Annotated in this window: 27 protein-coding genes and 1 pseudogene; 12 read left to right on the forward strand and 16 right to left on the reverse strand. The window is 45.6% G+C overall.

Going from position 1 to position 25784, the window contains the following annotated elements:
• Positions 1 to 41: 41 nt before the first annotated feature.
• Entirely contained in the window at positions 42 to 1049 is a 1008-nt protein-coding gene (locus KT99_RS03730; RefSeq protein WP_040571592.1) for a class I SAM-dependent rRNA methyltransferase, read from the reverse strand.
• A 143-nt stretch (positions 1050 to 1192) separates the two neighbouring features.
• Here KT99_RS03730 and KT99_RS03735 point away from each other — a divergent pair, with 143 nt between their 5' ends.
• Entirely contained in the window at positions 1193 to 1789 is a 597-nt protein-coding gene (locus KT99_RS03735) for a lipase family alpha/beta hydrolase (protein ID WP_005497192.1), read from the forward strand.
• Between the two features lie 62 nt (positions 1790 to 1851).
• Here the strand turns inward: KT99_RS03735 and KT99_RS03740 are convergent, their stop codons facing one another.
• Positions 1852 to 3747, reverse strand: a complete 1896-nt coding sequence (locus tag KT99_RS03740; RefSeq protein WP_005497194.1) for a DUF885 domain-containing protein — start codon at positions 3745 to 3747, stop codon at positions 1852 to 1854.
• Between the two features lie 476 nt (positions 3748 to 4223).
• Here KT99_RS03740 and KT99_RS03745 point away from each other — a divergent pair, with 476 nt between their 5' ends.
• The 4 genes from KT99_RS03745 (at position 4224) to KT99_RS22610 (ending at position 8582) form a co-directional block, all read left to right on the forward strand.
• Positions 4224 to 5699: an FG-GAP repeat domain-containing protein gene (locus KT99_RS03745; protein WP_005497195.1), complete on the forward strand. Its 1476-nt coding sequence runs from the start codon at positions 4224 to 4226 to the stop codon at positions 5697 to 5699.
• Positions 5700 to 6237: 538 nt separating this feature from the next.
• Entirely contained in the window at positions 6238 to 6660 is a 423-nt protein-coding gene (locus KT99_RS23215; RefSeq protein ID WP_005497197.1) for a hypothetical protein, read from the forward strand.
• A 92-nt stretch (positions 6661 to 6752) separates the two neighbouring features.
• Positions 6753 to 8264 (forward strand): OmcA/MtrC family decaheme c-type cytochrome, encoded by a 1512-nt coding sequence (locus tag KT99_RS03750; protein ID WP_269764036.1) that lies wholly within the window; start codon positions 6753 to 6755, stop codon positions 8262 to 8264.
• Between the two features lie 141 nt (positions 8265 to 8405).
• Positions 8406 to 8582, forward strand: a complete 177-nt coding sequence (locus KT99_RS22610; protein WP_420038529.1) for a hypothetical protein — start codon at positions 8406 to 8408, stop codon at positions 8580 to 8582.
• A gap of 906 nt (positions 8583 to 9488) precedes the next feature.
• Here KT99_RS22610 and KT99_RS03760 read toward each other — a convergent pair.
• Positions 9489 to 10781: a sensor histidine kinase gene (locus tag KT99_RS03760; RefSeq protein WP_005497205.1), complete on the reverse strand. Its 1293-nt coding sequence runs from the start codon at positions 10779 to 10781 to the stop codon at positions 9489 to 9491.
• The gene (locus tag KT99_RS03765) at positions 10768 to 11472 is read right to left on the reverse strand and encodes a response regulator transcription factor (RefSeq protein ID WP_005497206.1); all 705 of its coding nucleotides are present in this window, start codon (positions 11470 to 11472) and stop codon (positions 10768 to 10770) included. Before KT99_RS03765 ends, KT99_RS03760 begins: the two co-directional genes overlap by 14 nt.
• 271 nt (positions 11473 to 11743) lie before the next feature.
• Between KT99_RS03765 and KT99_RS03770 the strand changes: the two genes are divergently transcribed.
• Positions 11744 to 12406 (forward strand): OmpA family lipoprotein, encoded by a 663-nt coding sequence (locus KT99_RS03770; protein ID WP_005497207.1) that lies wholly within the window; start codon positions 11744 to 11746, stop codon positions 12404 to 12406.
• A 98-nt stretch (positions 12407 to 12504) separates the two neighbouring features.
• On the opposite strand, the gene mgtE is transcribed toward KT99_RS03770, so the two are convergent.
• From mgtE to KT99_RS03830, 12 genes and pseudogenes are all read right to left on the reverse strand, one after another.
• The gene (mgtE, locus tag KT99_RS03775) at positions 12505 to 13866 is read right to left on the reverse strand and encodes a magnesium transporter (RefSeq protein ID WP_005497208.1); all 1362 of its coding nucleotides are present in this window, start codon (positions 13864 to 13866) and stop codon (positions 12505 to 12507) included.
• Between the two features lie 106 nt (positions 13867 to 13972).
• Entirely contained in the window at positions 13973 to 14248 is a 276-nt protein-coding gene (locus KT99_RS03780) for an HPr family phosphocarrier protein (RefSeq protein ID WP_005497209.1), read from the reverse strand.
• Positions 14241 to 15089 (reverse strand): RNase adapter RapZ, encoded by an 849-nt coding sequence (gene rapZ / locus KT99_RS03785; protein WP_005497211.1) that lies wholly within the window; start codon positions 15087 to 15089, stop codon positions 14241 to 14243. The genes KT99_RS03780 and rapZ overlap by 8 nt, the downstream gene beginning before the upstream one ends.
• Positions 15086 to 15529 carry a PTS IIA-like nitrogen regulatory protein PtsN gene (ptsN, locus tag KT99_RS03790; protein ID WP_005497213.1) on the reverse strand — a complete coding sequence of 148 codons (444 nt, stop codon included), beginning with the start codon at positions 15527 to 15529 and terminating at the stop codon, positions 15086 to 15088. Before ptsN ends, rapZ begins: the two co-directional genes overlap by 4 nt.
• Before the next feature lie 3 nt (positions 15530 to 15532).
• Positions 15533 to 15820, reverse strand: coding sequence for a ribosome hibernation promoting factor (gene hpf / locus KT99_RS03795; protein WP_005497215.1), 288 nt, complete (start codon positions 15818 to 15820; stop codon positions 15533 to 15535).
• A gap of 87 nt (positions 15821 to 15907) precedes the next feature.
• Positions 15908 to 17422, reverse strand: coding sequence for an RNA polymerase factor sigma-54 (locus tag KT99_RS03800; protein WP_005497217.1), 1515 nt, complete (start codon positions 17420 to 17422; stop codon positions 15908 to 15910).
• A gap of 153 nt (positions 17423 to 17575) precedes the next feature.
• Positions 17576 to 18307 (reverse strand): LPS export ABC transporter ATP-binding protein, encoded by a 732-nt coding sequence (gene lptB, locus KT99_RS03805; RefSeq protein WP_005497219.1) that lies wholly within the window; start codon positions 18305 to 18307, stop codon positions 17576 to 17578.
• Between the two features lie 119 nt (positions 18308 to 18426).
• A pseudogene (gene lptA / locus KT99_RS03810) lies at positions 18427 to 18960 on the reverse strand (lipopolysaccharide transport periplasmic protein LptA); the annotation flags it as partial.
• Between the two features lie 114 nt (positions 18961 to 19074).
• Positions 19075 to 19632: an LPS export ABC transporter periplasmic protein LptC gene (gene lptC, locus KT99_RS03815; RefSeq protein ID WP_005497222.1), complete on the reverse strand. Its 558-nt coding sequence runs from the start codon at positions 19630 to 19632 to the stop codon at positions 19075 to 19077.
• Positions 19629 to 20186, reverse strand: coding sequence for a 3-deoxy-manno-octulosonate-8-phosphatase KdsC (kdsC, locus tag KT99_RS03820; RefSeq protein ID WP_005497224.1), 558 nt, complete (start codon positions 20184 to 20186; stop codon positions 19629 to 19631). Before kdsC ends, lptC begins: the two co-directional genes overlap by 4 nt.
• 1 nt (position 20187) lies before the next feature.
• On the reverse strand, positions 20188 to 21165 hold the full coding sequence (locus KT99_RS03825) for a KpsF/GutQ family sugar-phosphate isomerase (protein ID WP_005497225.1): 978 nt from the start codon (positions 21163 to 21165) through the stop codon (positions 20188 to 20190).
• A gap of 38 nt (positions 21166 to 21203) precedes the next feature.
• The gene (locus KT99_RS03830) at positions 21204 to 22163 is read right to left on the reverse strand and encodes a calcium/sodium antiporter (RefSeq protein WP_005497227.1); all 960 of its coding nucleotides are present in this window, start codon (positions 22161 to 22163) and stop codon (positions 21204 to 21206) included.
• A 180-nt stretch (positions 22164 to 22343) separates the two neighbouring features.
• On the opposite strand from KT99_RS03830, the gene KT99_RS03835 reads away from it, so the two are divergent.
• From KT99_RS03835 to KT99_RS03860, 6 genes are read left to right on the forward strand one after another with little or no spacing between them, the layout of a single operon-like run.
• The gene (locus KT99_RS03835) at positions 22344 to 23162 is read left to right on the forward strand and encodes an ATP-binding cassette domain-containing protein (RefSeq protein ID WP_005497228.1); all 819 of its coding nucleotides are present in this window, start codon (positions 22344 to 22346) and stop codon (positions 23160 to 23162) included.
• A gap of 58 nt (positions 23163 to 23220) precedes the next feature.
• Complete coding sequence (mlaE, locus tag KT99_RS03840; RefSeq protein ID WP_005497229.1) at positions 23221 to 24003, forward strand: lipid asymmetry maintenance ABC transporter permease subunit MlaE; 783 nt, start codon at positions 23221 to 23223, stop codon at positions 24001 to 24003.
• 55 nt (positions 24004 to 24058) lie between these two features.
• Positions 24059 to 24529, forward strand: a complete 471-nt coding sequence (gene mlaD, locus KT99_RS03845) for an outer membrane lipid asymmetry maintenance protein MlaD (RefSeq protein ID WP_005497230.1) — start codon at positions 24059 to 24061, stop codon at positions 24527 to 24529.
• Positions 24526 to 25188, forward strand: coding sequence for an MlaC/ttg2D family ABC transporter substrate-binding protein (locus tag KT99_RS03850; RefSeq protein ID WP_005497231.1), 663 nt, complete (start codon positions 24526 to 24528; stop codon positions 25186 to 25188). Before mlaD ends, KT99_RS03850 begins: the two co-directional genes overlap by 4 nt.
• Positions 25189 to 25491 (forward strand): STAS domain-containing protein, encoded by a 303-nt coding sequence (locus tag KT99_RS03855; RefSeq protein WP_005497232.1) that lies wholly within the window; start codon positions 25189 to 25191, stop codon positions 25489 to 25491.
• A gap of 4 nt (positions 25492 to 25495) precedes the next feature.
• Positions 25496 to 25783 (forward strand): BolA family protein, encoded by a 288-nt coding sequence (locus tag KT99_RS03860; protein ID WP_005497233.1) that lies wholly within the window; start codon positions 25496 to 25498, stop codon positions 25781 to 25783.
• Position 25784: the final 1 nt, after the last annotated feature.

Genomic DNA, 25784 nt, shown 5'->3' on the forward strand with positions numbered 1-25784 from the left:
TGCCAATGTTTACACTAGTGAGTGAAAATAGATTAGCGCGGTTAACTTATGATCAGGGAGACCATCTTCAGTGGGTGATTCCCGTCAAATGACGGGAAGTCCTGATGGCAATCTAGCCAGGTATGGCTGGTTACCGTGCGTCCTTGTTTCTCGACGCAGCGAACCAGGGCATCAAACCAGGCCGCTCGTTCGACCTTAGCGACGTTATTACAGCAGATTATGGTGCCACCCGGTTTCGTTGTCAGTAGTGCGGGCTTAAATAGACTCTGGTAGTCATTGATAAGGTCGACGATACCGAAAGGGCTCTTGGCGAAGCGAGGTGGATCGAGAAATACCAAGTCAAACTGAGTCGCTGTTAGTTTAGGGTATTTAGGTAGCTTCTGGTTACGACGCCCACCGACCTTAAGTCCGGCTAGCTGACGCAGTGCCGGGAAGGCATCACTCTGGACAAACTCACAGACATCGTCGACATTATTTAGCTCGGCATTCTTTTTACCTGCGGTTAATGCAAACGATGAGAAGTCCACATTCATCACCCTGCTGGCTCCGCCTACCGCGGCGGCTGTGCCTATGCCGCAGGTATATGAAAATAGGTTGAGTACGGTTTTATTCAGGCTGTTTGCCTTGACGAATTCACGACCCGCTCGCATATCCAGAAACAGCAAGGGATCTTGTCCCTCATGACGCAGCTTAGAGGTAAACTTGATGCCATTCTCATGTATCACCTGAGCTTGGTTAGCAAAGTCTTGGGTAATGACATCCAGCGGGTTCATCACGCGTGAATTCTTATCGGAGCGGTCGTTGTAGATAATGGGCAGATCTTCGACTCGAGTTAGCGAGTCACTTATCTCTTTTAGCTCGACTTCATTCAATGTCTGATGAAAGCTTTGAATTAACCAGGCTTCGCCATATCTATCTATGTTTAAGCCATTTACGCCTTCGGCTGTGCCATGAAATACCCGGTAACAATCTGTGTGGTTCGTTTTAGCTTGGGTAAGTAAGTCTTGACGCTTTTCGAGAGCTGTGGCTAATAATGCGGAGATAGACATGGTCATTGACTCGTATAGATGACTAATATTGACATTGGTGTATTGGCTGTAACTAGTGACAGCGGCGCCATGATAGCAAAACCGATAACTAAAAGTGGTGTTAATCCAAGTTAGTATTTAGAAATAATGAGAAGCGATCAGTGATGACCATAACAGAGGGAAAGCCTAAACTGGTTTTAGTGCATGGTATTTTTAATACGGGATCTGTGATGAGCTGGATGAGAAGACAGTTTGAGTCTCAGGGATTCGAGTGTTTCACCCCGACGCTAAAACCCTTTGATGGTCGCCATGGCGTTGAGTATGCCGCCAATAGCCTAAAGAGCCAGATAGATAAGCGCTACGGTGAACATCAGCGCATAGTGCTTATCGGCTTCAGCATGGGGGGTATCGTTGCGAGATATTACCTGCAACATCTCGAAGGGTATTCAAGAACTAGCCACTTATTTACCATCTCTAGTCCTCATAGCGGCAGCTACATGGCCTATCTGCCTTATCCATCGAAAGCGATGAAACAACTCAGGCCCGATAGTGAACTGCTCAGGTCCTTAGATGAATCTGCAGACCGGCTCGATGGGCTAAAACTCTATTCTTACAGAACATCTATCGATTACACCATAGTGCCGAGTACCAGTTCACATTGGGAGTTGGCTGAGAATAAGACGTTCTTCGTCGCTCTGCATCTTTCTATGGTCTTCAGCAGTAAGATCACTAATGAAATACTCGCTAGACTGAATGAGTAACTGAAATATGGCTAGGCCTAAGATTCGGCCTAGCCATAGGTTAGATTAATTATGGCTCCGGCCTATGTTTGTGCTTTTATCCATTGCTCGACATCGGATTGGACTACAGACATAGGTCTGGCGCCTGGTAGTAAGATGAGATCATGGAAGGCGCGGATATCAAACTTGTCTCCCAGAGTTTGTTGCGCCTTGGCTCTGAGCTCGACTAGCTTCAACATGCCAAGCTTGTAGCCCAGGGCTTGACCCGGCCAGGCGATATAACGGTCGATAGCAGAAGTCACCTTTTTTTGGGTGGACCCAGTCGCTTCGGCAACATATTCTATGGCCTGCTGGCGAGTCCACTTTTTATGATGAAGTCCGGTATCGACTACGAGTCTCGCGGCGCGATAAGCCTCGGCCTTGAGACGGCCCAAGTTACCCCAAGGATCATTTTCATACATGCCCATTTCAGAGGCAAGCAACTCTGAGTACAGGGCCCAGCCTTCAATATAGGCATTGAATGAAGCGTTTTGACGCATCAGGCCAATATCCTTTTGCAGCATGTTAAGGGCTATCTGGAAGTGGTGTCCTGGTACTGCTTCATGATAAGTGAGCGTCTTGAGGCCGTATTTGGAGATAGAGGTCATATCTTTAAGGTTAATAAAGAAGACGCCGGGACGACTAGCATCGAGCGCTGGTGGTATATAGGATCCACCTGCAGCCCCAGCCTCGGTTTCAACAGGGACACGCATGACGATCACCTCTTGTGGTGGCAAGGTCGAGAATAGTTGTGGTGCCTTGGTCATCACTGTCTCTATGTCTTTGCTGAGATCCTTGAGCAATTGTTGACGGCCAGCATCTGAATTCTCGTATAGAAAACGTGGCTCGCTGCTGAGTTGGATCATGCGCTCGCCTACACTTCCCCTATTGTAACCGTTAGCTTTTAAGATGCTGTCCATCTCGCTGGTGATGCGGTTAACTTCTTCGATGCCCAGCTGATGGATCTCGTCGGCACTCAAATTTGAGTCTGCCAAGTAGGTGATGCCATGTTGATAGAAAGACTCACCATTGGGCTGGGCCCAAATCCCCACATCAGTGGGTGCTTTACGCGCTAAACTGGTCATCAGAGCGCTAACATCACGGTATGCGGGATAGATCTGCTCATCGACGAGTTTACTGGCTTGTGCAATGAAAGCCTCTCTATGCTTTGCATCAATTTTATCTGTGGCATTCAGTTTTTCTTGGAAGCTAGTGACCAGGCTGTGTTCACTAGCAGGTTTTGCCGTAAACTTAGTGAGGAACTTGAGCGTGTTGGCAAATAGTGGCTTAGGAAGAATGACACCGTTAGCGGCATCGGCTTCCACTTTGGCCTTTACTTGATTAGTCATTTCAGCCAAGGCAGTTAAGCGGTGCAGATAATCTGCAGCATCGCCTAGGTCTGAGATAGCCTGCTGATCGGTTAATATGGCAGGAATGTCGATCAGTGGCCCACTAATTTGGTTGACTATGTAAGGTAGGTGTCCGCCCCAGGTATCGATATAACCTGCGTTAAATTGCGCATCTCCGGCGTAGTAATTAGCGATTACCTGGTTAACGACGACGTGACGTTTGTCGTTATCAGATAGATTTTGAGTCTCTATACTGGCTAGCTGTGATGCCGCGAACTGCATTTTTTGTTGCAAGGCTTTCATGCCTGTCGGAGAGTAATCGGGGAGCTGGCGTTGAAAGTTTCCCGCAATGTCATAACTGAGATTTAACGAGGTGGCCAATGCTGGCTGAGACTCGATGAAGTCTTGAGTGAACTGCGCCACTCTAGCGTCAATACTCGCTCGTTTATCCGTGTCGACCTTAGCTGTTTGAGCGACTTGTGTACTTTGGGCAGTGACTCCGATCGTATTATTTGCAGATTCAGTCTGTTCATTAGTGCAACCAAACAAGGCCACTAAAACACTTAGGCCGATAAGACTTTTACTAAACATGGTTCATCCTTCTTTGTCACGTTTTTTGTATTTTTGTGAACTATACCCTGATTCTGAGTGGTAGGCATTGGTTAAAAATATTGTGGCATCCTCTGCCGCTGGTTAAGTGGGAATCTTGATATTTCACTGTTCGATGATAGTTATCATGCTCATAACAGCGCCATGAGTGAATCTGAGCATGTCTACATTCAGGCCGGTTTCAGCGAAAAATTGTATCTAATTAGGCTCCTGCCTAATTAGTTTGTAACATCTTATTAACTGAACTTTCTTTTTTTTTCAGAGTCGATAGATTAAGCCCATAGGTTTTTAGCGCGATACGAAAGAGAAAGTCAGGCGCTTATTGCGAGATTGGAGTTTATTGCAAATGGAAAAAATCAGAAACGGTTCACCTTTTTTATCTATGCTTGCGGCGTCCCCCGTACATGCATTACCTGTATTGCTCTTACCTATGCTGGCTCTGGCATCGGTTGGCGCTAATGCGGCCTCCAAAAAATTCGGCTGTAATCCTCGAATCTCACAGTGTTGAAACAAGCTTCAAGCTGACTCATCCAATATTGCCGGCTAATTTGCTAGCGACGAGTGGCAAAGAGCTAGTTATCTTCGGTGTGGATGATTCCCGGCAGAAGTGGTTAGCCGTTTTTGCTTTCGATAAGGTGAAGGGCAAGTATACCGAGTCTTTAAAAGTTAAATTTCCTCGTGAGCTTGCCAGCTTCGATTTGACCCGGCGTGATAACGATAACTCGCCGACTAATGCTAATGAAATGCAGCAATTGATGTTCTTATCGAGTAAGCATTTAATTAGATTCGTTCCCGGTGATAAGTTAAATCCCTTCCAAATTGTTGCCGATATCAACTCAATGTCGCTCAAGCATAGCCCCGACTACATTAGTGACAGTGATTTTATTCGAGATCTTAATGGTGATGGCCTGGATGACATCATCATTAGCGACTTCGATCAGGTAGAGCTGTTTATCGCACAAACCGATGGCAGTTATCAAAGGCAGCCACTGCCGATTAAGCCTCAAGTCCGACTTTATAACGATGGTGTTCGCTACACTCAGTCAAAACTCTATAGTGCCGATATCAATCTCGATGGTAAGTTGGATGTCGTTAAGATAGGTGAGGGGGAGCTAGAGGTGTATAGACAAGATGAGTCGGGCAATTTCGATCCTATCGCTAAATACAGCTCGGTTCGTCTGGCTATCAGCGGTCTGGATTGGTGGAATAAGCGCGACGCTTACGGTGAGCAGTTAGATCAGAGTGACTTGATTTACCGCAAAGTGGAGCAGCTTAAAGATATCAATAACGATGGCTTAACCGATATGGTGGTGCGTTACACCAAGAGCTCAGGTGTGCTGGATAGGGTGAATGATTATGAGATTTATCTGGGTGAAAACATCAAGGGACAGCTGACGTTTCCGCAGAAGCCTAATAGCGTGATTAGAGCCGATGGCACCTTAACAGGGTTAGAATTTATCGATATCGACGGCGATAACAAAGATGAGGTGCTGGTGGCGGGGTTCGACATCGGCTTATCACAGATCATCGGCGCCTTGATTTCGGGCAGTATCGATCAGGATGTGTATCTATTTAAGATGGATGAGAATAGCCAGTTCTCCGATGATGCCAATTTTAGTAAAGAGGTGGAGTTAAGCCTCAGCCTCACCTCGGGTCAAAGTGGCACCCCTGTGGTCAAGCTGGCGGATATTAATGGTGATGGGCTGCAAGATCTGTTGTTGTCAGACGGAGATGATACCTTGCAGATATTTCTAGGCAGTGACAGGCTTTTTGTTAACAGGAGCGAAAAAATCCGAGTCCAGCTGCCTCAAGACGGTGGCATGGTATCTAGCGAAGACCTCAATGGTGATGGTAAAGATGATCTGCTGATCAAGTACGGTCAGCAAGATGATGAGTCACTACAAAGTCAATTTAAGGTGATTTTAGCCGGATAGAGATGTCACAACTTTATGATTTATTGGGCAGAGCAAGACTGAGCTAAGCCAGATTTAACATTGAGATTAGGGTTTCTTTTGTTAATTAACATATGCTCTTACTCGCGATAAAAAAACGGTGCCATTTGAGCACCGTTTTTTATCCACTTACTTTTATATGCCGATAACATGCAATCCTTAGGTTTTCAGCTGGCTTTCATTAACTAGAGTCATCAACAACTAACTTAATCGATAAAGAGTACTTCTACTTCTGCCTCGATTGCGCATCACATTGAGTATCAGCGGGCTGGCTAGAAGGTCTGCTCTTGGTAGGTTAAATGATTGTAGGAATAGTTTATGAAATGTTTTATAAGATGACTTTCTTGATGATCTCTATTGAACCTTTATGACATGTTCCTCATGTTAACTTAATAAACCATTGGTGAATGAGTTGTTGATCTTTCTTTGACATTGCTCAATTTACCACTACCTCTTTAGGGGTGTTCTTCGGGTGTTCACAAAATAATTATATTGAACAACTCCACGGAGATGATGAGCGATGTTAAATACTAAAAAAAGTAAACTCTGGTTACTGCTTGCTGCAGCCATGACTATGGGAGTAGTCGGTTGTAGTGACGGCGAAGATGGTAAAAATGGTGCAGATGGGCAACCCGGTGGTCCCGGTAGCCCCGGTGACCCTGGCACTTCAGGTCTCCATATTGATATGGCTACTGAAGCAGTTGCCAATATCAGTAACGCAACTTATGCCGATGGCATTATCACAGTTGATTTCGACCTTGAAAATAAGCAAAATATCGGGCTTTATGGCCTGAGCGCTGAAAATGAATTTCATGATTTCCGCTTCTCATTAGCTCAATTAGAAACCAATGAAGGCTCTGAGCTAAAACAGTGGATTTCACTGTTGAATGAGACCACAAACGATGCCGGAACAACGTTTGAACAACGTTTGAACAACGTTTGAACAACGTTTGAACAACGTTTGAACAACGTTTGAACAACGTTTGAACAACGTTTGAACAAGGTTTTGAGCAGATAAAAAATTGTGCTGATTGTCTGGTCGATCATAAAGACGGTACTTATACCTACACTTTCGACACTAACCTAACGACTACTGTCGATGCGGCTGGTGTGGTATTCGATCCTGCTTTGACTCAACGAATTGCTATCGAGATGCAGTTCGAATATGCCTCGGGTCATGAGCTGGCAGAAAACGCACACTACGATTGGATCCCATCAACAAATGGAGCCGAAGGTGTTGAGACTCGCGAACTGGTTACACTTGAGACTTGTTATACTTGTCACCAGCCAGATAGCCTTAAGGCTCACGGTGGTCGTCGTCTCGATCTAGAGAACTGTCAGTCTTGTCACAACGGCATAGTTTCAGATCCTAATGGAGTTTCAGTTGAATTAGGTCATATGATACATGCTATCCATATGGGACCTGAGCGTGAAGGTAAAGATGCAGAGGGTAATGTTGTCCCTATGCCTTATACCATACTAGGTTACGGCAACCGTGAACATGCATTCGATTACCCGGCTTTCCCAACTAAACCCTTTATGGACTGTGCAGTTTGTCACGTTCAAGATGAAGAGTTAGCCGACAAAGATCTATGGTTAGCGAATGCTAATGCCAACGCTTGTACAGGTTGTCACACCGATTCTCCGGCACAGCATAAGTCAGATAAGAACCCTCAACTTGTTTGTACCGATTGTCATAGTGCAGCAGTGCATTCTGACCATAAGAAACCTTATGAGGCGGCAAAAGACTATGATGTAACAGTCTCAAACGTAGAGATTAATGCGAATAACTTACTTGAGTTCGATGTACAAATAACCGCTGCAGATGGTGTTGTAGTAACTGATGAAGAGATTTATCAACAGGGCTATAGCAATCCCTATATGGTCGTAAGCTGGGATATCGAGAAAGATTATCCTGAGCAAGCTGAGCAGCCAACAGTTGGTATGACAAGTGTAGGTACTATCTATGATCATAGACGTTTTAGCCTTAAAGGTGATGATTCTACTACCTATGATGATGGCGTATTCCATGTGACGACTTCGAAGAATAAATACAAAGATGAAGTGATCTACAAGACCTATGTATTGGACCTTCCTACTGATATAAATACACGTTCTTTAGAGATTTTACCCGTTGTTAAGGTCTGTTTTGATGAGGGGGCTGATAAGCGTGTTAAGTGTACTGCAGATGGTGCTTATCCAGCCTATCTTCAGGCGGATGCTTACCGTGCTGCGTTAGGAGATGCAGAGGCTGTAGTAGGCGAGCGCCGTCCGATTGTCGATGATGCTAAATGTCAAAGTTGTCACAGCTTTGAGTTTTACCATGATTCAAATGGTGTGAACTGTATGGCTTGTCATACTAACGATAAGAGTCTGAAAGGTAATGGCGAAGCGAGCAATGGCGTAGCATTACTTAACTTAAATCGACCAGTTTCATGTACAAGGCTCACAAGGCTAAAGGACATGATAATGGCCACGGTGGTAGCCTATCCTGAAGACAGATTGTACAACGTGTCACTCAGCTGTAGAGGGTTATGGTGGTCTTAAGTATGGTTTCGAGTTAGGCCGTAATGCGGGCCAAGCCCACACAATTCCTAGCACTCAAAGTCCAGCTGCTGATAAGAGGTTGAGACTTGGTATGCCTCTTCTGATGCTGCTGCTGCATGTATAAGTTGTCACCAGAAGTACTTGTCAGACGCTGCTATGTCGCACATGGAGTTAAATGGTGCGTATATTGGTGCTAACAAAGATGCTGACCATATGGTTGATATGAATGATGCTGGTAATGCAAAAGATGCTAAAGAGGCTTGTGCAACTTGTCATACTCCAGAGAAAATCATGGGTCACCACGGTTTTACTCTGTAATGATTAAGTTCCTAGAGAGGCCATTAAGGCTAGCTCTAGGAGTTTAAGCTCCAAATGTTTTCCTGCAAAGTCAAAGGCACCTTGGGGTGCCTTTTTTGCTTTCTTACTTTTTATATTGCTTGCGCTGCCTGTTCAATGCAGAATTCTGGCCGCGAGCAGTGCTAGCTCCGTAAGAATGTGTAGCTGTTATTAGATGATTAATTGTTGCAGAACACTATTTGTTAACTTCTGTATTGAACTTGGTCACACCAGAAAATTAATGCTGTAGACAAGTATCTAGTAAAATAATATAACTATACCTAAGCAGATATTAATTTATCTATTTATAAATAACACAATAAAAATCAAGATGGCTATCAATCAATTATTCAATGCAGGGGGATAATGATGAGTAATGCCGAAGGTGCTGTGAGCTCGCTCGACTGTTTTCAGGAGTATGTCATGGTAAATAATGGTGTTGGAAATAAAATCAGAAAGCGGATATGGGAGTTGACGCTAGAGGAGTGTAGGGCGCGAGCTAAAGTGCACGATGCAAAATCTGACGATGATAACTTTAGGATTTTAACCTTAAAGCTTGATTCCAGCGATACATCCTGGCTGTAACAGGCTACGTGTGCCTAGGTTTAAAGTAGAAGAGATGAAATTAAAATTACTGCATGCCGCCAGTACGGGTGTGTTTGATCGAGAGCTGGTTCATGCGCAAAAATTACAGACTAAAGTGATGAGATAACATAGCCAGCTAATCGCTAACTCATAACTCCTATGTATTGGACTTGAATCATTTCAGGTGAATATGGATTTTATTGAGTTGATACCTCCCTTGCAGAGATGTTGAATTATTCTGTAGGGGAGTGTTCGAATTAGAATAAACCAGTCTGACTCTAATCATAAACTAGATGAGTTCGGCTAATCACTAGCCCTTGTCTCACCGATATTGGGAAAGGTCAGCTTAGCAATGCAACCTGACTCTTCTCCAGAAGTTAACATCAGTTGCCATCCATAGCGATCGCAGAGTGCATCCACGATCAAGAGGCCTAGGCCGTGACCGTCTTTGTTCTGTTGTGAATCATTCAATCCATGGCCCTGGTCTACGACTTTGATGCAAGACTGGCAAACTTCCAGGGTGATAATCCCTGAATCACTGGCATTGATGGCGTTCTGCAACAAGTTGATCAATAACATCCTCAGTACGGGAGGACTCGGCTGAATGTCTGGTTCAGCAAATATCTTCAGCTCGACCTTGAGATGCTTGTATTTAGCCAGGGGTGACACCTCATCCAAGATCTGCTTTATCTCTTTCTCAACCAGTTTCCTACAGGTGGAACTCTCTCTTGTCTGCTCCTGTTTGACCAGACTTAACAGGGCTTCAATCGTGTGTTGCATATCGGTCGCAGCCTTAGTGATTCTTGCTCTCTGTCGAAGTTGAAACTCAGGCTCTGTACTCTTGTCGAGTAGCTTGGTGGCGCCAAGAATAACGGTTAAAGGAGTTCTTAATTCATGGCTGGCATATTTGGCGAATGACTGCTCTTGTTTTATCAGTATCTCATTTTGATTGCGATATTTATTCAGGCTATTAGATAGCTCAGTGAACTCTAATGCCGAACCTTCCGGGACTGAGAAACTGGTTTCTCTGTGGGCGGACTTCAGTTGCTGACTGAGCTGATTGACAGGCTGCACCAGACGTTTAGATAATTTTGAGATGGCGAAATCGAATGCCAGATAGAGGAGTATCATGATGGCGAGAGAGGCAAAATTGATATATCGCCATTCATCAGGGCTGAGCTCGACCTTTTCAGCTGCCATGGTTAAGTACAGAGGTTTAGTCTCACCTTGGATCTCAAAGCTGGAGTGATAGAAAAACAGGTCGTGGGCTATGTCATCGGTGATTTCATCATTGTAGCCAATGGGGTATTGGCTGAGTGGTTGGAATTGCTTAGGTAATGCCTGGACAGAGTCATAGGCTAAAATATTAGGACCTATGATGAGGGGGGAGTTTGCCCCTTGCTGAAATTGGTCGACGGCAAAATCAGCAGTCTGCTGTAAGTTGCGCTTGTTTATCTCATCTTCGAGCCAGTAGAGGCCCGCCTGACTAAGAGCAAAAACTAATATGCCGATAAGCAGAGCGATGGCATTGAAATAGAGGCTTAATTTTTTGGTTAAGCTCTGAGCCGTGGAACTAGGTGGTTTAGGGGCTTTCATTACTATTATTTAACGTTTCTTGTTGAAGTTTAAAGCCTATTTTTGGCACAGTGACCAGCATTGACTCAGGAAATGGCTTATCTAATTGATTACGAAGTTGATACATGTGGCTACGCAATATGTCGTTACCCGGTGGCATATCACCCCATAACTCCTCGATAAGCTCTTCACGTTTGACTACGTTCGGCGCTCGCTTCATCAATAATTGCAATATTTGATAGCAAGCCGGCGTCAGAATGAGCTGAGTTCCGTTGCGATAGGCTTGATGTTCAGCCGTGTTTAACTCGAGGCTGCCGTATTTTAATATGCCTAAGGCTACTCTTCCTTGCTGTCGTTTGATCAATGCTGAGATACGGGCATTGAGTACATCTAAGTCGAAAGGTTTGGCCAGGTAGTCGTCAGCCCCTGATTCGAACCCGTTGAGCAGATCTTGTTTATCATCGAGGGCGGTTAACATGAGGATCGGAGTGGTACAGCCCTGCTTTCTGAGTTCTTTAGCGACACTGAGGCCATCCATCTTCGGCAGCATTAGATCCAGTATGATGGCGTCAAAATCGGATTCAAGAGCGAGTTTAAATCCGAGCTCGCCATTGGTGGCGAAGTCGACTTCTGCTCCCTGTACTTCAAAATAATCGGCAAGAATCCCCGCGATATCTTGATTATCTTCAACGATTAATAGTTTTGACCTCACCGCACCTTACCTATTGTTTTTTAGAACTGAGAATTATCTCATTTACATGTGTAAAAAATGTCGAGTGAGTAACAAGTCTATGCATTCTGGACATCATGAACTAATATTAAGCTGAAAAAAATGAACGGTTAGCCGATGAACATTTGTTTATTCATCGGGAGTTTATATACTGAACATCATTCGATTTATAAAATGTAAACTGTATTTACCTTGTTGTATATCTTGAGTGTAAATTTATCAAGATGTTCTGGAGTTTTATGTGATCAAAAAAATGAATAAGTCAGTACTGAGTGTCGCTGTGCTTGCGACTAGTATCTTAGTTGCAGGTTGTCAGGTGACTAATCCTTATACAAACGAGAGTCAAAACGCCAAAGCTACCAATGGGGCAATTTTCGGCGCGATAGCGGGCGCTGCAATCGGTGTCATCTCTTCGAGTAAGAGTGATCGTGGTAAGGGAGCATTAATAGGTGCTGCATCGGGTGCTGCATTGGGTGGTGGTATCGGTTATTACATGGATGTTCAGGAAGCAGAGCTGCGTAAGCAGTTACAATCAACCGGAGTGAGTGTGACTCGTAGTGGTGACAATATTGTGTTGAATATGCCCAATGAAGTTACCTTCGGTGTCGATGAGGTTCATCTCAATCCTGGAGCTAAAAAGGTACTTAATAGCGTGGCTCTAGTGGCTAAAGAGTATGATCAGACTCAACTCAATATATTGGGTTATACGGACAGTTCAGGGTCTGAGTCATATAACCTGCGTTTATCGAAAATTCGCGCCATTGAAGTGGGCAATTATCTTGTGGGTCAGAACGTGGAATATGCCAGAGTTAAGTCTGAAGGTATAGGTGAAGCTAGACCTATCTCAAGTAATACCACCGCAGCAGGCAGGGCGCAGAACCGCCGTGTGGAGATTATCTTAAGTCCACTGCCTTAAAGTGAATTGCTGTTTTTGAAGGATTATCAAAAGGCTCCCTCTGGGAGCCTTTTGTCTATCTGTAGGGGCTAATTATGGCCACTTCTTTAAGTCTCTATTCACAATAGAAAGAAGGTGGCTAGCCCGAGGAAGGCGAACAAACCAATCACATCTGTGACTGTGGTTAACACCATGCCACCGGCAAGGGCTGGGTCGATATTCATTTTTTTAAGCAGCAAGGGAATACTGGCACCGGCAAATCCAGCCACCGTCATATTGATCAGCATGGCTCCGCCTATGAGTGCACCTAAGGCTATATCACCTTTCCAGAGCCACACAGCCGCGAATATCAATACTGACCATAATAAGCCATTGAGGAAGCCGATGGCCAGCTCCTTGCCTATCAGCCAGCGAGAGTTACTCTGTCCTATCTGGCCCAGTGCAATCCCTCGAACGACCAAGGCTAAGGTCTGATTGCCAGCGACGCCTCCCATGCTCGGCACTATGGTCATCAGTATCGCTATGGTGGAAAATTGTTCCAGCGTGCCTTCAAACATATTACTGACAGACGCAGCCAAGAGGGCGGCAAATAGGTTGATGGTCAGCCATAGAGAGCGCTGTAAAGTACTCTTCAAGACCGGGCCAAAGGTATCGCTATCTTCATCCATACCCGCCATGCCCATCATGGAGTGCTCGGCATCTTCCCTGATGATATCGACAACATCATCTATGGTTATTCTGCCCAGGAGTTGATTATCTTCGCCGATCACAGGTGCCGAGAGCCAATCGTGTCGTTCAAATAGTTGTGCGACTTCGCTGTCATTCATGCCAACAGGAATGCCCTCCAGGTCCGGGGCCATAATGTCTCTGACTGATGCGCCTGGGTTACAGGTGAGCAGATCTGAAATCCGCATACCACCGAGTAAGTTGTCACGTTTATCGACGACATAGAGGGTGTCAGTCGCTTCCGGTAGCTCACCACGAATTCTAAGATAACGCAGTATCACATCTATGTTGACGTCGGGGCGTAGGGTGACGGTATCGGTATTCATGATACTGCCAGCCGTGTCCTCCGGGTAGGATAGCGCTTGTTCGACTCTCGTCCTATCTTGGCTGCTCATGGACTGGAGTACTTTATTGAAGATACTGTCCGGCAAACTACGCAGGATATAAGCGAGATCGTCGGTATCCATGCCTTGTGCGGCTTTCGCGACTCGCTCTGGTGTCATCTGTTTGATGAGGTTATCTTTTAGCTCCTCACCCAGCTCATCTAAGATCTCACCAGTATGGTCCAGATCGATAAGCTGCCACAACACCTGACGCGTTCTTGGCGGAGATGATTCTAAAATAAAGGCCACATCCGATGCTGCCATATCATGGAGCATGTTTCTGACATGGACAAACATACCACTACCAAGGGCTCGGGTGAGCCGATTTAGACGTTGATCTGTTGTTTCACTGTCGAGCACTTCTATCGGCATAGTGGACGCCCTTTCTTGGTTGTGAATTGATAGTTTGTTTTAGACTAGAGTTAACTAGCTAATTTATAACAGAAAGGGTGCTTATAGTGAGAATAAAAGGTGAGTGTTAACTCGCTTCATCGAATTTGGCGTCGACAAGTGCACATATTGCATCTAACGCGGCATCGGCATCCTGACCTTCGCCGAGTAGTGTGATGGTTTTCCCCATGCCCGTTTCTAGCATCAATAAGCCTAACACACTGGCAGCAGAGGCTTGCTTCTCTCCCTGCACTATGGTTATTTCGGCGTCAAACTCGGACGCCAATATGGCGAGTTTGGTTGCGGCGCGGGCATGGAGGCCGAGTTTATTACATATGGTGACTTGGCGTGCTAATTTAGTCATTGCTCAATTCGCGATGACGTGCCTGAATTTTATGCTTACTGTTACTGAATAACTTAGCTAATTGCTCTGTGACATAAACAGATCTATGTTGTCCGCCAGTACAACCTATGGCGATAGTAAGGTAACTACGGTTGTTTCTTTCAAGATGAGGTAACCAGGTTGCCAGTAAGTTTTCTATTTGCCAGATAAATTTATTGACTATGGGTTGTTGACTTAAAAACAGTTGCACGGGTTCATCAAGCCCTGTCAAGGGTCTTAGCTCAGGTTCCCAATGGGGGTTTGGCAAGAAACGAACGTCAAACATGAAGTCTGCCTCGGCTGGCATCCCATACTTGAAGCCAAAAGATTCGAAGCTAATCACCAGCTCTTTATCGATAGTGCCCAGGAGAATTTCACGGATCTTGTCGCTCAGTTCGTAGATGTTAAGGTTGGATGTGTCTATGTAATGATCGACCATCTTAGATACGGGTTCGAGCAGTTCTCTTTCATGCTCTATCGCCTCTTTAAGAGAGGATTTAGTGCGGGATAGAGGGTGTAATCTTCGGGTTTCACTATAACGTTTCAGCAGTACTTCATCGCTCGAGTTCAAGAAAAAACTGAGTAACTCTGTGCCCTCGGGGAGGTTAGAAAATTGCTTCTCCAGCTCTATATCTTGCTCTGGCATATTACGCACGTCGACACTAATGGCAACGAGATCTGTACTGCCCTTGAGTTGTTCGAGCAAGGTATCCATTAGCGGCAGAGGAAGGTTATCGACACAGTAGTAGCCAAGATCTTCTAAGACCCTGAGTACGACAGACTTTCCCGAACCGGAACGACCGGATACCATCACCAGTTTCATTGTGTTATTACCTGATAGAGTTCTGACTCATCATGAGTTTTTCGTAATTGTTTCACAATAAGCTTGTTATTGAGTTTTTCGGCCATAGATGACAGAGTACTCAAGTGCTGCTCACATTGATCCGCAGGGACTAAAAGTGCAAATAGTATATCCACAGGTTGCTTATCAATGGCGTCGAAGGCGATAGGCTCTTCACACTTGATTAATACAGCAACCGGTTGACTTATATTGTTCAGCCTACCATGAGGAATCGCAATACCATTACCTATACCTGTGCTTCCCATTTTCTCTCTCGCCAAGAGACTTTCAAAAATCTCTTGTGAAGATAGGGTTGGGTACTGGACAGCGGCAAGATCGCTGATGAGTTCCAGTACCTTTTTCTTACTGCCCGGAGTGGCGCAAGTTGTACACTCCGGCTGCAGGATGGTGCTTAATTCCATTATTTAATGCTTTGTTAGCTTCTCTTTGTGTTTAATAACCTGACGGTCGAGCTTATCAATCAGGGAGTCGATAGCGGCGTACATGTCTGGGTTCTCTGACATCGCGAAAACCTCACCACCGGCGAGGTGGAGTTTGGCTTCAGCTTTTTGCTGCATTTTCTGAACATTTAAAATAACGTGTACATTATTGATCTGATCGAAATGTCGTTCAAGCTTAGTGAACTTTTCTTCGACATATTGTCTTAGCGATGTCGTGATCTCTATATGGTGTCCAGTTAGGTTTATTTGCATAGAAATACTCCTTCAGTGTCCAAGTTAACTCTTATGTTGATTGAAGATAAATCTTTAGGGATTTAACTCACAACATAGTTCCCTGTTCTATAAACTCTTACGTTGATTCGATGGTGGAATCAACATGGCTTCACGATATTTAGCTATGGTACGTCTCGCGACCTGAATGCCCTGCTCTGCTAATAGTAAAGCCATCTTACTGTCGCTGAGTGGTTTCTGTTGATTTTCGCTCGCAACCAGCTTCTTTATAAAAGCACGAATGGCGGTAGATGAGCACTCGCCACCATCATCGGTCCCCACATGGCTGGAGAAAAAGTATTTCAGCTCAAATATACCCCTTGGAGTATGCATATATTTTTGTGTGGTGACCCGGGATATGGTGGATTCGTGCATCTCTACGGCTTCGGCTATATCGTTCAATACCATAGGTTTCATGGCTTCTTCACCGAATTCGAAGAAGCCCTGTTGGAATTTAACTATACAGTTTGAGACTTTCAGTAAGGTCTCGTTGCGGCTCTCTAAGCTCTTGATAAACCACTTGGCCTCTTGCAGATGGCCACGAATAAACTGACCATCTGCTTGATTCTTAGTACTTTTCGCCATGGATGCATAATGTTTATTGACATTGATCTTCGGCATATTATCTGGATTTAGCTCAACCATCCAACGACCTTTCTTCTTGGTCACTGTGACATCTGGGATGACATATTCATCTTTGCTAGGGGTAATGGCGAGCCCTGGGCGGGGATTAAGCGTTTGGATTAACTCAATGGCGACTCTGAGATCATCTTCCTTGAGCTTAGTCTTACGCATTAGCAGGCGGAAATCACGTCCTGCGATCAGATCCAGATGGTCTTTGATAAGCAGCCTAGCATTATCTATGTAGGGAGTTGTATCTGCGTATTGTGCCAGTTGAATCAAGAGGCATTCGCTGAGGTCTCTGGCCGCTATGCCGATAGGATCGAAGTGTTGAATACGTTTGAGTACGGCTTCAACTTCATCCTGTTCAATTTCAGGATCACCCATGGCTTCGAGAATATCTTCAATACTCTGGGTGAGATAGCCTCTCTCATCTATGGCCTCTATGATGGCGGTCGCTATGGCAAGATCATTATCAGAAAATGGTGTGAGGTTTTTCTGCCATTCGAGATGCTCATATAAACCTTCGCTGGTCTCACCTTGGAAAGGCATATCGTCGTCGCGCATGGCGCCCGAACTCGAGTTAGGAGATGCGGTATAGACTTCGTCCCAGGTGGTGTCCATGGGGAGCTCTTCTGGTATTGTGTCTTGGGTTATCGCCTCTGAGGTTTCAACCGTCGAGCTGTCGACTGGACCATCACCATCACCATCACCATCGCCATCGCCATCACCATCGCCATCACCAGTGGCGCTAAAGTCATCTGTGTCTATGGTCTTGTCTTCACCATTAACCGGGGGGTCAACCTGTTCTTCATCTAGTTCGAGAAGGGGGTTGGAGTCTAACGCTTGTTGGATTTCTTGTTGCAGTTCCAGCGACGATAGTTGCAATAGACGTATAGCCTGCTGCAGTTGCGGTGTCATGGTTAACTGCTGACCCATTTTTAGCTGAAGTGACACTTTCATTTACCGCTATTCCCTTCATTGTAATTATAAAATGAGAAAGCCTACTTTGACTTTTTTGGGGTTTCTCTGAGCCCCTTGGCCTTAGGCTGACTAAGCCTAATGTCGATAAGTACTCATTTCTTAATGTGCGCTAAGAATGAGTCTCTTGATTAACTATAGCTTGAATTGTTCACCTAAGTACACAGCTCGTACTTGCTTATTGTTCAAGATCTCGGTGGGTGTACCCTCAGCGATTAAATTGCCATGATTGACTATGTAAGCGCGTTCACATACGTCTAAAGTTTCACGCACATTATGGTCGGTGATCAGTACACCTAAGCCGCGACTCTTAAGCTGTTCGATGATTTTTTTAATGTCGATAACCGAAATAGGATCCACGCCAGCAAAGGGCTCATCGAGGAGAATAAACTTAGGGTTAGCAGCCAAGGCTCTGGCTATCTCGACGCGTCTGCGTTCACCACCCGAGAGTGTCATGCCTAGGCTGTCTCGAATATGGGTAATATGAAACTCTTCCAGAAGGCTCTCGAGTTGTTCTTCCCGAGCGTTGTTATCTATATCTGCACGTGTCTGTAGTACCGCCATTATGTTATCCCGTACCGATAACTTCCTAAAGATGCTGGCCTCTTGAGGCAGGTAACCTATACCTTTTCTTGCCCTCAGGTGCATAGGATCTAAGGTCAGATCATCATCATCGATTAAAATTCTGCCTTTATCACTCTGTACTAAGCCTACAATCATGTAGAAAGTGGTGGTTTTTCCCGCGCCATTAGGGCCTAGCAGACCGACTATCTGTCCGGTTTTGACCGTGATGCTGACATCTTGAACTACGGCTCTATTCTTATAACTCTTGGCAAGGTTGACTGCCTTTAGCGTCATCTGGCTCATTGTTTCTCCTGCCTTATGACGGGTAACTGAGTAGGCATAATGTCGTGTTTACCGGTTTGATTATTCGTTTCACTTGGCTTTATTTCTGGTAGTTGAGTCGGCAGCAGCTCTGTAGCGGCTTGTTGTTCTTTGGGCTTCTCTTCGCTCTTATCCTGACTGTTTTCCTGATAGCTTTCTGGCTGAATAATGGTGATAACCCTCTCATTGCCGATGCTTTCTGCTATCAACTGTTGTTTAGCTATGTTGTAGCGAATCATATTACCTGTCACTCGGCTACCATCTTGCTCCAGCGTGGCATTGCCTACCAAGGTTAAGGTTCTGCTTGACAGCTCATACCTAATTTCTTTGGCACTGGCAGAAGCCGGGCGTCCATCTTCCATTATCTGGGAGTATGTCGCGGGATTGCCGATGGCGATAAGTATTTTGCCGCCGCCATCTTCTTTAGAAGTGGCTCTGAGTTCGTCGGCCAAAATCGTGATCGATCCCTGAGTCACTTCCACGGGACCATGAAAGATCATCTGATTATTTTTGATATCGGCTTCCTGACTCGCTGCCGAGATCTTCACTTCTTGCATGAGATCATCTTGCTTTGTCATGCCACTAAAACTGGTGGTACACAGTAGAGCAGCAATGATTAAGTTATGTTTGTTCATATCGTCCTTCAAATGGCGTACTTGTCTTGTTCACAACACATATGGAGCATAGCTATAGGGTATTTTGAGTCTGATTTTTCTGTAAATATGGCTTTGGGCTAGCACAAAACCAAGTTAATTGATCTCATATACTCCTTTAATCTTACTCAATAATTGTATTTTCTGGGCGTTAAGATCACCGAATAAACCCACACCTTGGATAGTAAAATCATTACCTGTGATGTAAACCTCACGATCTGAGGTCATGACCATGGTATTGAGATCTAATTCCAGGTAGCTGGTTTTCATGGTTTGGATCGGTTCATCAGGGCTTATGGAATCAATAATAACATTGTTCTCGAGAACGACTTTGCCTGATTTCTTATTGAGTGTCCCCATCTTCGATTGCAGGCGCCATTTGGCTTGACCTCCGTCGGGATAGATTAGGTATATGGGCTGAGTGAAATAGGTCATATTGGTCTCATCAAAGTGCTCCATATGGATAGCTGTGACTCGGCTACTGACTAAACCTAACTCATTATAATCGACACTACGTAGGTCATCGGCAATGTAATCTGGTCTTAAGCTGACATCGAACGTCATCGCTTCATCGCTTTTCTTGGATTGTACCTGCCAATAAAGCAGCAAGGCCGTGCCGAAGAAAGCTATGATGGCCAGAGTCACTCTATTCATATACTCATACCGTGTGCTGTATCGAATTTATCTTGGCTGAGAAGCAAGAGATCGGTTAACTCTCGTAAGGCTCCGTGTCCGCCTCTGATGCTGGTGACGAAGTCGGCAGCTTGCTTTACATAGGGGTGACCATCCGCGACACAGACAGAAAGCCCAACTTGTTTCATGACTGGCAGATCAACCATATCATCGCCGATATATGCCACCTGCTCTGGATTCACATCATACAAGGAGAGTAGCGCTTGGTATGGCTCTAATTTGTTGTCGACACCTTGGTATATATGCTTGATGCCCAGTGCTGTCATACGGTCTTCGACTATCTGAGATTTACGCCCTGTGATGATCGCCACGGGAATATCACAGGTGAGCAGAGATCTCACCCCGTATCCGTCTCGTGTGTGGAAGGTCTTTAGTTCTTCACCGGCATTACTCATATAGACTAGACCGTCGGAAAACACGCCATCTACATCGCAGATCAGTAGTTTTATCTGCTTAGCCTTCTGCCAAACCTTATCTGCTACAGGACCATAAAAACTTTGATGGGATTGATTCATTTTATATTACTCCAGCCTTAACCATGTCGAGCATGTTTAATGCACCTATAGGGGTGTTGTTATCATCGACTATGATGAGACCATTGATATCATTTTCGTCCATCACTTTGAGAGCTTCGGCGGCCAAAATCTCTTCAGAGATAGTGATGCAGGCTTTACTCATCACATCTGAGATAGAGGTCTCTCTCAGGTTGACCTGAGTATCTATGACCCGGCGGAGATCACCGTCAGTAAAAATACCCACCAACTTGTTGGCACCATCGGTAACGGCCGTCATGCCCAGGCCTTTGTTAGAAATCTCATAGAGGGCATCTGTGACGCAGATATTCTGCTTGACCAGAGGCAGGTCAGGACCTTTATGCATGACATCACTGACTTTGAGCAGTAATTTCCGGCCTAACGTACCACCTGGGTGTGATAGGGCGAAATCATCCTTGGTAAATCCTCTCGCCTGTAACAGTGCCACGGCGAGGGCATCGCCCATGACTAAGGTCGCCGTGGTGCTGGATGTTGGAGCGAGTCCTAGGGGGCAAGCTTCTTCGGGCACTTCGATGCACAGATGCACGTTAGCATGTTTAGCCATGGTGGATTTTGGCTTACTCGTTACCGCTATGATAGGCAGACCCATACGTTTAATGACCGGCATCAAGGTTAAAATTTCTGAGGATTCGCCCGAATTGGAGATGGCTAAGATGATATCGTTCTCGCTGAGTACCCCAAGATCGCCATGACTGGCTTCACCGGGATGAACGAAAAATGCGGGTGTGCCAGTGCTGGCAAAAGTGGCTGAAATTTTATTACCTATATGGCCAGATTTGCCCATCCCCATGACGATGACCTTGCCAGTGCATTCAAAGATCAATTTACACGCTGCAGCAAACTCGGCTGAATCTACATACTGGTATAAGTTATCGAGAGCTTTTCGCTCGATATCGATAACGTTTTTGCCCCATTGGCGTAATTTATTTACATCTAGCATTTTGATCTCTCTGTTTATTCAGTCTGATGTAAGTCTTGTTAAGCAAGAAAAAGGACGAGTTGATACGAGATAAAGGTCAAGAGTAACACGCCTCCATGCCAAGGCTTCAATGCTCTTGCACGGCCACTCAGTAAAATGAGTACGGCAAGGGCGCTACTCGTGGCCATTACCATATAGAAATCTCGGGTACTGGCCGCCGCGTCTACTTCCCCTGGCGCGATTAACGCGGGCAGGGCGAGTACGGCGAGAATATTGAACAAGTTTGAACCGACAATATTACCAATGGCCAGATCGTGTTCTTTTTTCAGCACGCCGGCAACACAAGCCGCAAGCTCAGGTAGGCTGGTGCCTATGGCTATGATGGTCAAGCCTATGATCAGATCCGATAAATGATAGGCTTTGGCGATACCTACCGCGCCCTGAACCATCCAGTCGGCAGACAGAGGCAGTAAAATAATGCCCACGACGAGCCAGAGAACCGCCTTGCGAGTGGGTACGCCAGTCGGTATTTCCTCATCGGCTTCAGCTTCGAGTGTGTCAGCTTGCTTGTTGGTTAAGCCATGCCAGATAAGGTAACCCATGAGGATGAAGAAGAGTCCCATTAACATGACGCCTTCCATGCGTGTCAGTAGGGCATCATGGAGAAAATACCCCGCGATTGCTGTGGCGGCCAACATCAAGGGTATTTCCCGCATCAGGGTTTGGGAACGCACTGAAATGGCCCCTAATAGCGCTGTGATGCCCAATACCAAGGTGATGTTGGCGATATTTGACCCTAATACGTTGCCGATGGCCGTATTTGTCATGCCTTCCATGGATGCGGTGGCCGCGACGAACATCTCCGGAGCCGAGCTACCCATTGCCACTATGGTCAAGCCGATTAACATAGGTGGCAGTCCGAGGTTGCGGGCAAAAGCTGCCGCGCCATAGACAAATTTGTCGGCGCTCCAGACTAAAACGCTCAATCCCGCAATAAGCATGAAAATATTAAATGACATTTAATTCAATTCTAAAATGAGTCAAGGAGCATTTTCGCTGGATTTGAATGAAAATGAAAGTATTGAGGCAAGATAGTGTCGATTCAGTTGTGCCTATTAGCGCAATTACGTACAATTTGCTGCTCAGTTTCTGTCAGACTCGTCTGCCTTCCCCTGGTGCTTGTACGTAATGGATGCGGTATGAACATAGAAGTGTCACCAAAACTCAAGTCATTGGTCGAGATCTGCAACTTAAAATTTAGTCGCGGTGAACACGTCATTTTTGATAATATTAGCCTATCTATTCCCAGAGGTAAGATCACGGCCATCATGGGTCCGAGTGGAATAGGTAAGACGACTCTGCTTAAGTTGATTGGCGGCCAGCTAACTCCAGACTCAGGTTCGGTATTGTTCGATGGTAAAGATGTGCATCGATGCAGCCGCAAGGAGTTATTTACTCTGCGTAAGCGAATGAGCATGCTATTTCAGAGTGGGGCCCTGTTTACCGACATGAATGTGTTCGACAATGTGGCCTTCGCTCTGCGTGAGCATTCAGGACTCGCCGAAGAGATTATCGCCCGTATCGTATTGATGAAATTAGAAGCGGTTGGTTTACGAGGCACAGCTAAAATGATGCCTAGCGAGCTTTCCGGGGGGATGCAGCGCCGGGTGGCGCTTGCCAGGGCGATTGCACTTGAGCCCGATATGGTGATGTATGATGAGCCTTTTGCGGGTCAAGATCCCATCTCAATGGGGGTGCTGGTGAAGCTTATTAAAGAACTCTCAGCAGCTTTGGGTCTCACCTCTGTGGTGATATCCCATGATGTGCAGGAAGTCTTAGGCATTGCCGATTATGTTTATGTGATGGCCGATAAGAGCGTAATAGCCCAAGGGACTCCCGAGGAGTTACAAATTGCCGACAATGAGCAGCTTAAACAATTTATGGGTGGTGAACCTGATGGCCCGGTTCCTTTTCATTATCCTGCAGCAAATTATGCCGAGGAGTTAGTCGGTCAGTGAAAGATAAATATACTAGCAAGTCGCCAATGTGTCCTCCTAATATAGAGAGGGGCGGTTTATGAATATGGCTGAAAGTTTAGCCAATCTTGGCCGTGGAGGCATAGCGCTGGTGACCGGCTTGGGCAAGGCGGGTATCATGCTTTGGGGCGCGATAGCCCATAAGCCGCGTTTGAAAGGATTGCCGCTATTTGTTAAACAACTCTATGTTGTTGGCGTGCAATCTATGGTGCTGATACTGATATCGGGTCTGTTTATTGGCATGGTATTGGCGTTGCAAGGGTATAATATTCTCGTCGGCTTCGGTACCGAGGAGAGCCTTGGTCCTATGGTAGCCCTGAGCCTGCTACGGGAATTAGGCCCGGTGGTGACGGCACTGCTATTTGCGGGGCGTGCTGGTTCGGCGCTAACCGCCGAGATAGGCTTGATGAAGAGTACCGAGCAACTCTCCAGCCTAGAGATGATGGCTATCGATCCGCTAAGGCAGATCATTGCGCCTCGTTTCTGGGCCGGCGTAGTCAGTCTGCCTCTGCTGACATTGATGTTTACCGCTATCGGCATCTATGGTGGTTATATCGTCGGAGTCGAGTGGAAGGGCATAGACGGCGGCAGTTTTTGGTCGATTCTGCAGGCTTCTGTAGAGTGGCGTGAGGATATCGTCAACTGTTTGATCAAGAGTTTTTTATTTGGCATTGTCGTGACCTGGATTGCCTTGTATAGAGGCTATCAGGTGGTTCCTAATCCGGAAGGGATAAGTAAAGCCACGACTCAGACCGTGGTTCAGTCAAGCCTGGCGGTATTGGCTTTAGATTTTTTACTTACGGCGATAATGTTTGGCCGTTAATGGGTTTTATTGAGCAGACTGCAGTTGGCTTAGCATGTAGAGTGGAAATGAGAGTATGTTAACTCGTAAAATTGAAGTATTAGTGGGATTGTTTCTGTTATCCGGCCTGGCTGCATTTTTGATATTAGTGTTCAATGTTGCCAATGTCGAAGTGAAGTCCGGGGCTAATCATTACACCCTCTATGCTAAATTTAGTAATGTCGGCGGGCTTAAAGTGCGTTCTCCGGTCAAGGTGGGTGGTGTGGTTGTCGGGCGTGTGAGTGCGATTACTCTCGATCCTAGTGAGCTGATACCTGTGGTCGAGTTGTCTATGGATAAGCATTTCGATCAGTTCCCCGAAACCAGTAGTCTGTCGATTCTGACTTCGGGTTTATTGGGTGAGCAATTCCTGGGGCTGACTCCAGGATTTATGGACGACGATATCGCCATGCTGATCGATGGTGATAGAATTGATGATACTCACTCGGCTCTGGTGCTCGAAGAGCTTATTGGTCAGTTCCTATATAGCGTCAAGGATTTTAAATGAGAATGTTTAATCGCATCTGTATCTATAGCGCTTCACTGTTGTTACTCGCGTTGAGTGCAACAGCACATAGTGATAACTTGGCAGTGAACACCATGAACCCTTATGATATGGTTGAGGCTGTAGCAAAGAATACTTTTACCAGATTTCATCAGGATATTGACATAATTAACACCGATCCTGACCATCTTAAACTGATAGTCTCAGATGAGCTGATGCCCTATATTGATTATAAGTATGCGTCTTATAAAGTCATGGGTATACATCTTAAGTCAACCACAAAAGATCAAAGAGAGCGATTTGTAAAAGCATTTCAGGGCTATCTGGTGTCGACCTATGCACAGGCGTTCACCGAGTACACAGATCAACACGTGAGGTTTTCCCCCGGGAAAGATTTTTCTGGTGAGAAGATGGTCGATGTCAACGTTGACTTGATAGAACCGGGTCGACCGGCAATTAAGTTAATGTTTAAGGTGCGCCGCCTCAAAGACGGCAGCTGGAAGGCATTCGATCTTGTTGCCGAAGGTGTCAGTTTACTGGCATCGAAGAGCTCAGAAATTTCAAACTTGATCCGTCAAAAAGGGATCGATTCGGTGATTTTAGAGTTAGAACAACGCAATAAAGGCAATATCAGTAATAAGACTAATGGGGATAAACTCTAAGTGGTTGAGTTTATCTGTGAGGGCTCTGTGTGTTGCATCTCAGGTCGGCTCTCACAAGGAGATGTGGTTAAGCTTTGGGGTAAGAGAAAACGCCTGCTTAGTGCCAAGATTAAGGTCATCGACTTGTCGGCACTGAGTTACAGCGACAGTGCTGGCATCGCTTTCATCTTAGAACTGATAGCCCTGGCTAAGAGAGAGGGAAGAGTGGTAACACTCAGTGCTGCATCGAGTCAGCTAGCGAAATTAATTGCGTTATACGATTTAGAATACTTCTTCGATGAAGAAGCAAAACAAGGTAAATAGATCCATGGATACCAACGAAACAGAACAAGCCAATGAAGCACAGAAGCTAAAAGAGATTGAGCAGCTTCTTCAGGATGCACTCTCATTAGATGAAGTGCACGTCACCCAAGCTGGAACCCACTATAAAATCGTGGCCGTCGGCGAGTGTTTCGATGGCATGGGGCGCGTAAAGCAGCAGCAAACCATATACGCTCCTCTGATGGAGCGTATCACCAGTGGCGAGCTACATGCGCTAACTATCAATGCCTTCACGCCGACACAATGGAAGCGTGAAAAAATCTTCAACATGTAAG

Origin of the sequence: Shewanella benthica KT99 (genome assembly GCF_000172075.1) — a bacterium.
In the GTDB taxonomy this organism is placed as follows: domain Bacteria; phylum Pseudomonadota; class Gammaproteobacteria; order Enterobacterales; family Shewanellaceae; genus Shewanella; species Shewanella benthica_A.